10 protein-coding genes are annotated in these 9,069 nt (G+C 68.1%); 4 read left to right on the top strand and 6 right to left on the bottom strand.

Going from position 1 to position 9,069, the window contains the following annotated elements; genetic code table 11:
• Positions 1–4 precede the first annotated feature (4 nt).
• Both ACTPOE_RS09480 and ACTPOE_RS09475 read left to right on the top strand, forming a co-directional pair.
• A complete protein-coding gene (locus tag ACTPOE_RS09480) occupies positions 5–1,276 on the top strand; it encodes a phenylacetate--CoA ligase family protein (protein ID WP_458871968.1) in 1,272 nt (423 codons plus the stop codon).
• A 230-nt stretch (positions 1,277–1,506) separates the two neighbouring features.
• Positions 1,507–2,529 carry an amino acid ABC transporter substrate-binding protein gene (locus tag ACTPOE_RS09475; RefSeq protein WP_458871967.1) on the top strand — a complete coding sequence of 341 codons (1,023 nt, stop codon included), beginning with the start codon at positions 1,507–1,509 and terminating at the stop codon, positions 2,527–2,529.
• A 60-nt stretch (positions 2,530–2,589) separates the two neighbouring features.
• Here the strand turns inward: ACTPOE_RS09475 and ACTPOE_RS09470 are convergent, their stop codons facing one another.
• From ACTPOE_RS09470 to dprA, 5 genes are read right to left on the bottom strand one after another with little or no spacing between them, the layout of a single operon-like run.
• Positions 2,590–3,090, bottom strand: coding sequence for a M48 family metallopeptidase (locus ACTPOE_RS09470; protein WP_458871966.1), 501 nt, complete (start codon positions 3,088–3,090; stop codon positions 2,590–2,592).
• Positions 3,033–3,701, bottom strand: a complete 669-nt coding sequence (locus ACTPOE_RS09465; RefSeq protein WP_458871964.1) for a hypothetical protein — start codon at positions 3,699–3,701, stop codon at positions 3,033–3,035. Before ACTPOE_RS09465 ends, ACTPOE_RS09470 begins: the two co-directional genes overlap by 58 nt.
• 10 nt (positions 3,702–3,711) lie before the next feature.
• Positions 3,712–4,185: a hypothetical protein gene (locus ACTPOE_RS09460; protein WP_458871962.1), complete on the bottom strand. Its 474-nt coding sequence runs from the start codon at positions 4,183–4,185 to the stop codon at positions 3,712–3,714.
• Between the two features lie 2 nt (positions 4,186–4,187).
• Positions 4,188–5,090: a hydroxymethylglutaryl-CoA lyase gene (locus ACTPOE_RS09455; RefSeq protein WP_458871961.1), complete on the bottom strand. Its 903-nt coding sequence runs from the start codon at positions 5,088–5,090 to the stop codon at positions 4,188–4,190.
• A gap of 42 nt (positions 5,091–5,132) precedes the next feature.
• Entirely contained in the window at positions 5,133–6,398 is a 1,266-nt protein-coding gene (dprA, locus tag ACTPOE_RS09450) for a DNA-processing protein DprA (RefSeq protein ID WP_458871960.1), read from the bottom strand.
• A gap of 145 nt (positions 6,399–6,543) precedes the next feature.
• Here dprA and def point away from each other — a divergent pair, with 145 nt between their 5' ends.
• Both def and fmt read left to right on the top strand, forming a co-directional pair.
• Positions 6,544–7,068, top strand: a complete 525-nt coding sequence (gene def, locus ACTPOE_RS09445; protein WP_458871959.1) for a peptide deformylase — start codon at positions 6,544–6,546, stop codon at positions 7,066–7,068.
• Between the two features lie 285 nt (positions 7,069–7,353).
• Positions 7,354–8,310, top strand: coding sequence for a methionyl-tRNA formyltransferase (gene fmt / locus ACTPOE_RS09440; RefSeq protein WP_458871958.1), 957 nt, complete (start codon positions 7,354–7,356; stop codon positions 8,308–8,310).
• Between the two features lie 7 nt (positions 8,311–8,317).
• Here fmt and ACTPOE_RS09435 read toward each other — a convergent pair whose 3' ends face one another.
• The gene (locus ACTPOE_RS09435; protein ID WP_458871957.1) at positions 8,318–9,028 is read right to left on the bottom strand and encodes a response regulator; all 711 of its coding nucleotides are present in this window, start codon (positions 9,026–9,028) and stop codon (positions 8,318–8,320) included.
• Between the last annotated feature and the right edge of the window lie 41 nt (positions 9,029–9,069).

Below are 9,069 nucleotides of genomic sequence, written 5' to 3'. Positions count from 1 at the left end.
TGGCATGCAGGCATACTACGATGCGCGCGAAACCCAACCTGCCGGCGAGCGCGAGCGATTGCTGTTCGAGCGCCTGCCCGCCGCCCTGGAGCGGGCTCGGGATCGGGCGCCGGCCATCGCGCGGCAGCTCCGGGGGATCGATCCGGTGGCGCTGGCTTCCCGCCAGGCCCTGGCCCGCGTGCCGGTGCTGCGCAAGAGCGAATTGCTGCAGGTCCAGCACGCGGCCCGCATCGCGCCGCCGGGTGCCACCGTCGATGCGGAGCGCCGGCGCGTGTTCGGCGGGTTTTCCACCGTCGGCTGGGGCGAGGCGCGGCGGGTGTACGCCTCACCGGGCCCCATCTACGAGCCCGAGGGGTCGCGGCCGGACTACTGGGGGTTCGCCCGCGCCCTGCATGCGGCGGGAGTACGCCCCGGCATGCTGGTGCATAATTGTTTTTCCTATCATTTCACCCCGGCCGGCTCCATGATGGAGACCGCAGCCCACGCGCTGGGCTGCACGGTGTTTCCCGGCGGGGTCGGGCAGACCGAGCAGCAGGTGCGCGCCATGGCGGATCTGGCGCCGCACGCCTACACCGGCACGCCCAGTTTCCTGCGCATCATCCTGGAAAAAGCCGACGAGATGGGGGTGGCGCTGCCTTCGCTGCGCCTGGCGCTGTTCTCGGGCGAGGCCTACCCGCCGTCGCTGCAGGCCTGGTTCCGGGACCGCGGTGTCCAGGGCTTCCAGGCCTACGGCAGCGCCGACCTGGGCATGGTGGCCTTCGAGACCTCCGCGCGTGAAGGCCTGGTCGCCAACGAGGACCTGATCCTGGAAATCGTCCGGCCCGGCACCGGCCAGCCCGTGCCCGAGGGCGAGGTCGGCGAACTGGTGGTCACGACCCTGAACCCGGATTATCCGCTGCTGCGCTTCGGCACCGGCGACCTGTCCGCCCTGATGCCGGGGGCCTCGCCCTGCGGCCGGACCAATCTGCGCATTCGCGGCTGGCTGGGGCGCGCCGACCAGACGACCAAGGTGCGCGGCATGTTCGTGCATCCGGAGCAGATCGCCCGTGTGCTGGACCGGCATCCGCAGGTGGGGCGTGCGCGCCTGGTGGTGTCCGGCGAGGCGGGCCATGACGTCATGACCCTGCGGGTCGAGGCAGGCGACATGCTCGACGTCGAGGCCGTGGCCGCCACGGTGCGCGAGCAGACCAAGCTGCGGGCCGTCGTCGAGATCGTGGCGGCCGGCAGCCTGCCCAACGACGGCAAGGTGATCGAGGACGTCCGGCGCTACGATTGAGCGATGGTGTGGCTCAGTATGTCTTTTCGCCGCCGGGCCGTCCCAAGGCGAAAAGCGCCCCCTTGGGGGGGATGAGCCCGGACGCTGGACAGTCCTGCGGACTGGTCGGCGTCTGGCGAATCCGGGCGGCATGCAGGCCGCGAGGTGGATGCGAGCGGCCGAGGGCTGCGCAGCGTGGGGGCCTCGGTTACTATGTACGAATCCGTGAAGCAGCCCGAGGGAGACTTTTCATGCGTGGACTCAAGATGATCGCCGGCCTGGCCGTCCTGCTGGGCGCCGGCATGCCCCTGGCCCAGGCCGATACCTTGTCCGTGGTCAAGGAGCGCGGCGCCGTGCAATGCGGCGTCACCACCGGTTTCGCCGGGTTCTCGGCGCCCGACACCCAGGGCGAATGGAAAGGCCTGGACGTGGACATGTGCCGCGCCGTCGCCGCCGCCGTGCTGGGCGACGCGACCAAGGTCAAGGTCGTGCCCCTGAACGCGCAACAGCGCTTCACCGCCCTGCAGTCGGGCGAGATCGACCTGCTGGCCCGCAACACCACCGTGACGCAGTCGCGCGACACCGCGCTGGGGGCCATCCATGCCGCCATCAATTTCTATGACGGCCAGGGCTTCATGGTGCCCAAGTCCCTGGGCATCACCTCGGCCCGCGGCCTGAGCGGGGCCACGGTCTGCATGCAGACCGGCACGTCCAACGAGCAGAACATGGCCGACTGGGCGCGTGCGCACAAGGTACAGTACAAGCCCGTGGTGATCGAGCAGTTCAACGAAGTCGTCAACGCTTTCGCGGCCGGCCGTTGCGACGTATTCACCACCGATGCCTCGGGCCTGGCCTCGATCCGCATCTCCAAGCTGTCCAAGCCCGCCGACTACGTGATCCTGCCGGAAATCATCTCCAAGGAACCCCTCGGGCCCTTCGTGCGCCAGGGCGACGACGCCTGGCTGAACATCGTCAAATGGAGCTTCCACGCCATGGCCGGCGCCGAGGAACTCGGCCTGACCTCGGCCAACGTCGATGAACAGGCGAAAAGCAGCACCGATCCCAACGTGCAGCGCCTGCTGGGCGTGACCGGCAGCGCGGGCGAGAACCTGGGCCTGGACGAAAAATGGGCCTACAACATCATCAAGCAGGTCGGCAACTATGGCGAATCGTTCGACCGCAACGTAGGCATGGGCAGCCCGCTGCAGATCCAGCGCGGCCTGAACGCCCTCTGGAAGGACGGCGGCCTGCTGTATCCGCTCCCGATTCGCTGATCCACCCGCGCCCTGCGATCGACATCCGTTTCCGGAAGGGTGAACTGCGTTCGACGTTTTCTAGGTGCGGAATACCTCTTCCGCCATGTTGTCGAGCTTCTCCTTCACCGCCTTCCAGTTCGGCATGTGTCGATCCAGCGTTCGGTAAAACCCGGGGCTGTGGTTGTGGTGAAGCAGATGGCACAGCTCATGGAGCAACACGTAGTCGATGCACTCGCGTGGCGCCTTCACCAGCAACGGGTTCAGCGTGATGCGGCCGGACGGGGAACAGCTTCCCCATTGCACGGTCATGAACCGCAGGCGCGTGGATGGAAGCTGTTTGACCCATCGGAGGGGCGCCGCAACCGCGGCCAGTCGATCGGCGAATACCGCCCGTGCCCGCTGCCGATACCAGGCATCCAAGGCCGCTCTGATCGTGGCCGGAATATGATCGGGCGCCGTCACGGTGATGAATGCGCCGCGCATCCGGGCCTCTGCCTTGGCCCCTGCGGCGGTGATGACCTTTAGACGATAACGTCGGCCCAGGTAGTGCAGTGATTCACCGCTCGCATCCGGTTCCACATGAATGGCAACGCGTGTCGCGGTGCGCGACGGTTGACGGCGCAGGCTGAAGGCAATGATTTCATCGCCATAGACGATGCGGTGCCGGGAGGGGCGCGCAGTGGCCGGCATGCGCAAGACCTGTTCAGTCCGACACGGGTGATCTGGATGACTTGCTCCACCACCCGCTTGGCGTTGTCCAGGCCGAGCGTGTCGAACAGCAGGGGCAGCAAGCCCTTGCGGATGGCCGCCTCGATGTTCTGTGGGTTCAGCGAGTGCTTCGCCACGGCATCACGCACCACGGTGTCCATCGCGATCGCCTGTTGCACGAGCCTGTCCATCGTGTCGCCGCTCAGTGCGGCAAAAGGATCGTCCCCCAGGACCAGACGCATCGCGCCAAAGTAGGCCTTGGCGTGCGGCTTGTCTGCCAGCACATCCGGCATATCCGGGGTTGCACGGGCTTCCAGCTGATTCTCGAAGGACTTGAACAGGGCGTACTGCTTCAACGGATGGTCGAACATGGCCTCCGCCTCGGCGATGGCTTGCCGCAGCAGTTCGCCAAATACCTTTTGCGCATAGGGGTCGTCAGCCAGCTCCTGCCCGATGGTCTTGCGCAGTCGGGTGCGGATCATGTCTAGTTGTTCATGTACGCTTGCGGTACACCAGGCTGATGCGGGCGAAGGCCGCCTGCAGTTCCGGCGTGCCGGCTTGGAAGGTCACGGGCCGGCCCTTCTGGACGAAGCACACCAGCTTCTTCGAGGCGAACAGCGGGATGAACTTGGTGGACTGGATCTCGGTCCAGGGCACCTCGCGGCGCGTGATCCAGGATTGGCGGATGCCCCAGTCGGAGACCTCCGTGACCGAGGTCCACATATGGACGCTCATCCAGAGCAGGGCGCCGAAGCACACTACGATGCTGGCGATGACCGGCATGGGCAGCGCCTGTTCGGGCGAGAGCTGCAGCACGATGGCCAGGCGCACGGCGATCAGGGCCATGATGAGCCAGGCGATGACCGCGATCCAGCGCGGCCAGGCCCGGCCGCGCAGCGGCAGCGGGGCGATCCGGGCCATGAGGGCGTCGTGTTCTTCGGGGGCGGGGCGGCCGAAGGGGGACATCGTCAGGCCTTCTTCAGGGCCAGGGCGCGGCCCGCGCGGCTGGACGTGGGGCGGCCGATGCGTTCGGAGATCCACTGGCCGATATCCACGACGGCGTCCAGATCCACGCCCGTATGCAGTCCCTGGCCGCGCAGCAGGTACAGCACGTCCTCCGTCGCGACGTTGCCGGTGGCGCCCTTGGCGTAGGGGCAGCCGCCCAGCCCGGCGACCGAGCTGTGGAAGATGCGCACGCCGCAGTCCAGCGCCGCCAGGATGTTGGCCAGGGCCTGGCCGTAGGTGTCGTGGAAATGACCCGAGACCCGGGTGCCCAGGTCGGCGACCTGGCCGACGGCGCGCATCACGCGTCCGACCTGGGCGGCGGTGCCCACGCCGATGGTGTCCGCCACGTCGATTTCGTCGCAGCCCAGGCGCAGCAGACGTTCGGCCACGTCGACCACGGCGGCCACCGGAGTTTCGCCCTGGTAGGGGCAGCCCAGGGAGCAGCTGATGCTGCCGCGCAGGCGCATCCCGGCCTCTTTCGCGGCGGCGGCCACGGGCTCGAAACGGGCGATGGATTCGGCGATGGAGCAGTTGATGTTGCGCTGGGAAAAGGCTTCGCTGGCGGCGCCGAAGATCACGATTTCGTCGGCGCGGGCCGCCAGTGCGCCCTCGAAGCCGCGCAGGTTGGGCACCAGGACGGAATAGATCGTGCCGGGCCGGCGGGCGATGCCGGCCATGACTTCCGCGCCGTCGGCCATCTGCGGCACCCATTTCGGGGAGACGAAGGACGCGGCCTCGACGTTGGCGAAGCCGGCGGCGGTCAGGCGGTCGACGAGTTCGATCTTGATGGCGGTCTCGACGAACTGTTTTTCATTTTGCAGGCCGTCGCGCGGCCCGACTTCAACGATCTTGATGTGTTCGGCCATGGATTTCGTCCAGTGGGGATCCCCGATCGGGAGAGGCGTCCATCATAGCGCAGCCGGAGGCCGGGGCCCGCGCCGGTAGCGGCCGTCGCCGGTCCGGCCGATCCGGCCGGCGACTTCCAGCAAGGTCAGCTGGCCCATCAGGCGGTCGATGGACCAGCCCAGGTCCGCCTGCAGGGTATCCAGATCGATCGGGTCGAAGCCGATTCGCGGCAGCAGGGCGTCGGCGTCGGGATCCATGTCGGCTTCCGGGGCGGTGTTCGCATCGGGGCCGGTGGCGGGATCGGCAGGGTCCGACGCGACCGTGCCGGGATCGGCCGGAGTGTCCGGCGCGGCCGGAAGTGCGGAATCGGGCGTCGCGGAGCCGGACTCCGCGCCCGGCGCCGGCATGGCTCGCAGGCCCGGCAGCGCACCCTGCCGGAGCTCCTCGATGATGTCCTGTCCGGATTCGACCAGCTTGGCGCCCTGGCGGATCAGGGCGTGGCAGCCGCGCGACAGGGGGGAGTGGATGGAGCCGGGGATGGCGAAGACCTCTCGCCCCAGTTCGCCCGCCAGTCGGGCGGTGATCAGCGAACCGCTGCGCGCGGCGGCCTCGACCACCAGCACGCCCTGGCTCAGGGCGGCGACGAGGCGGTTGCGTTGCGGGAAATGGAAGGGCAGCCCCGGTGTCCCCAGGGGGAATTCCGATAGCAGCAGGCCGTGGGTGGCGATGCGGTGGGCCAGGGCGTGATGGGCGGGCGGATAGACCCGGTCGATGCCCGTGCCCAGGACGGCCAGAGTGCCGCCGCCGGCTTCGCCGGCGTCCAGGGCGCCGGCGTGGGCCGCGCCGTCGATGCCGCTGGCCAGGCCGCTGACCACGCACCAGCCCTGCAGGGCCAGGTGGCGCGCGAAGGCGTGGGCGTTGCGTTCGCCGTCCGCCGTGGCGTGGCGCGCGCCGACGATGGCCAGCATGGGGTGGTCCAGGATGTCGAGCCGGCCGTGGGCGTACAGGATCGGCGGCGGGTCGGTCAGCGCATACAGCGCGCGCGGGTAGTGGGGGTCGGCCAGGGTCAGCAGGTGGTGATCCGCGGTCCGCAGCCAGTCCAGCGCCTGTTCGATCCCGGCCTGGAGGTCCGGTTCGGGCGGCCGGCGCAGGCGGGCCGCCAGCGCCGGGTCCAGATAGCGGGCCAGGCTGCCGGTGGCGGCCGCGGCGATGTTCTGCGGCATGCCGAAGACCGACAGGAGCAGGCGGATCCGGGCCGCGCCCAGTTCGGGTTCGAGGCTCAGGCGGATCCAGGCGCGCAGTTCGGTTTCGGGGGCGTTCGGGGGCATCGCGTCGGGACTCGTTCGCTCTGATCGGGGATCGTGCCAGTGTGCCACGAAAGCCGGCGGGGTTCGCTGCGGGCGGGATGTTCCTGTCCTGCGCCATGGTCCTGATTTATCATGGAGCTTTGGCATCATCGTCACGGTTTTCGACATGGCTCTGCTTCCCATTATCAAATACCCGGACCCCCGGCTGCACACGGTCGCCGCGCCGGTGCGGCAAGTGGACGACCGCATTCGTCAACTGGTGCGCGACATGGCGGAAACCATGTACGCCGCGCCCGGCGTCGGCCTGGCCGCGACCCAGGTGGACGTCCATGAGCGGGTCGTGGTCATCGACGTCTCGGAAGACGGCAACGATCTGCACGTGCTGATCAATCCCGAAATCACCTGGAAGAGCGAAGAGCTCCAGGTTTATGAAGAGGGCTGCCTGTCGGTGCCCGGCATCTACGACGAGGTCGAGCGCGCCGCGCGCATCCACGTGCGCGCCCTGGACGAGCGCGGCGAATCCTACGAGTTCGACGCCGAGGGCCTGCTGGCCGTGTGCGTGCAGCACGAACTGGATCATCTGCTGGGCAAGGTCTTCGTCGAGTACCTGTCCGTGCTCAAGCAGAACCGCATCCGCACGCGCTTGCGCAAGCAGCAGCGCGAGGCCCAGCGCGAAGCCGCCGGAGTCTAGTGTCCTGTCTGGCTAATTCCGATCCTTACCTTCGGTGCCTGGGCTGGCCATGCCGCGTTGCTTGTCCACCTCACCGCTTGCAAGCGGTTCGGATTCGTCAGGCACGGAGCAGTCCGCAGGGACTGCTCCGTGTCCAGACTCATCCTCGCGATAGCACCGGCTATCGCTGCGGTTTGCGCCTTGCCTGACAAGCCCATGCATCCGAATTCAAGTGACCAAACCAATCAGACAGGACACTAGCGTTTGACCAATTTGAGCATCCAAACCAATCAGACAGGACACTGAATGCGCATCGCCTTCGCCGGAACACCGGAATTCGCCCGGCAGGCCCTGGACGCCCTGATCGTGGCGGGGCATCGGGTCGCCTGCGTGCTGACCCAGCCGGACCGCCCTTCGGGGCGCGGGATGAAACTCGTGCCCAGTCCTGTCAAGCAGGCCGCCCTGTCCGCCGGCCTCCCCGTGCTGCAGCCGCGTAGTCTGCGGCTGGACGGCAAATATCCGGAGGACGCCGAGGCGGCCCGGGTCGCGTTGCGGGATCTGGCGCCCGAGGTCATGGTGGTGGCGGCTTATGGCCTGATCCTGCCCCAATGGGTGCTGGATCTGCCGCGTCATGGCTGCCTGAACATCCATGCCAGCCTGCTGCCGCGCTGGCGCGGGGCGGCGCCCATTCAGCGCGCGATCGAGGCTGGAGACGCCGCCAGCGGCGTGACCATCATGCAGATGGACGCGGGCCTGGACACGGGGGACATGCTGCACCGGGTGGAACGTCCTCTGGCGCCCGGCGAGACCGGCGCCAGCCTGCACGACGGGCTGGCGGCCGATGGCGCGCGCGCCATCGTGGACGTGCTTGCGCGGCTGGAGGCCGGAGACGTGCTGTTGCCGGTTCCCCAGCCGGCAGCCGGCGCTTGCTACGCCGACAAGCTGTTGAAATCCGAGTCGGCGCTGGATTTTTCCCGCCCGGCGGCGGAACTGGCGCGCCGGGTGCGGGCCTTCGATCCGTTTCCCGGCACGACGATGGCGCTGCCTGGATTCGATCAGCCGGTGAAGGTCTGGGGGGCGCGTGCCCTGCCGGCCGCCGGTACGGCTGGCCGCGATGCGCCGACCCCTGGCGCGATCGTGGGCATGGGGCCGGACGGCATCGACGTGGCGACCACCGACGGCGTACTGCGCGTGACGGTGCTGCAGAAGCCCGGCGGGCGACGCCAGACGGTGGCCGAGTTCATGCGATCGTATCGCGGGTAGTGGCTGTTCAGCCGCCGGACGATTTCTTGCGCGAGGTATCGATGCCGAGCTGTTTCAGCTTGCGGTACAGGTGGGTGCGTTCCAGACCGGTGCGCTCGGACACCCGCGTCATGCTGTGATTCTCGTGCAGCAGATGGTATTCGAAGTAGATCCGCTCGAATTCGTCGCGGGCCTCGCGCAGGGGCTGGTCGAGTGAAATCCGGCCCAGGTATGAATCGTCGTGGACGGGGGCGGCGGGTGCCGCGCCCATGGGTTGCGTGGCGGCGGGACCGCCCGCCAGCGCGGGCGGCTGGGTGAAGACAGGATCGGGCGTCGCCGGGCGTTCGGTGCGGCTGCGCATGGAGGCCGGGATGACCGGGCGCGCCAGGCCGGCGGCGACGGCCTTGAGCAGCTTCTGCAGGGTGATGGGTTTTTCCAGGAAATCCACGGCGCCGATGCGGGTGGCCTCGACGGCGGTATCCACAGTGGCGTGGCCGCTCATCATGATGACGGGCATGTTCAGCAGCCCCTGGCCGGACCATTCCTTGAGCAGGGTGACGCCGTCGATGTCGGGCATCCAGATGTCCAGCAACACCAGGTCGGGGCGCTGGCGGAGACGGGATTCGCGGGCCTGTGCCGCATTTTCCGCGAGTTCGACCGTGTGGCCTTCGTCGTAGAGAATTTCGGACAGCAGTTCGCGGATGCCTATTTCGTCGTCCACCACCAGAATTCTGGCCATATCACCTCACCTTGTGTTCTGCGTATTATCGTGTGCTTGCC

Source organism: Castellaniella sp. WN, from assembly GCF_054457555.1.
Note: the sequence above shows the minus strand (reverse complement) of the source record. Positions and strands in the feature narration are given on the sequence as shown.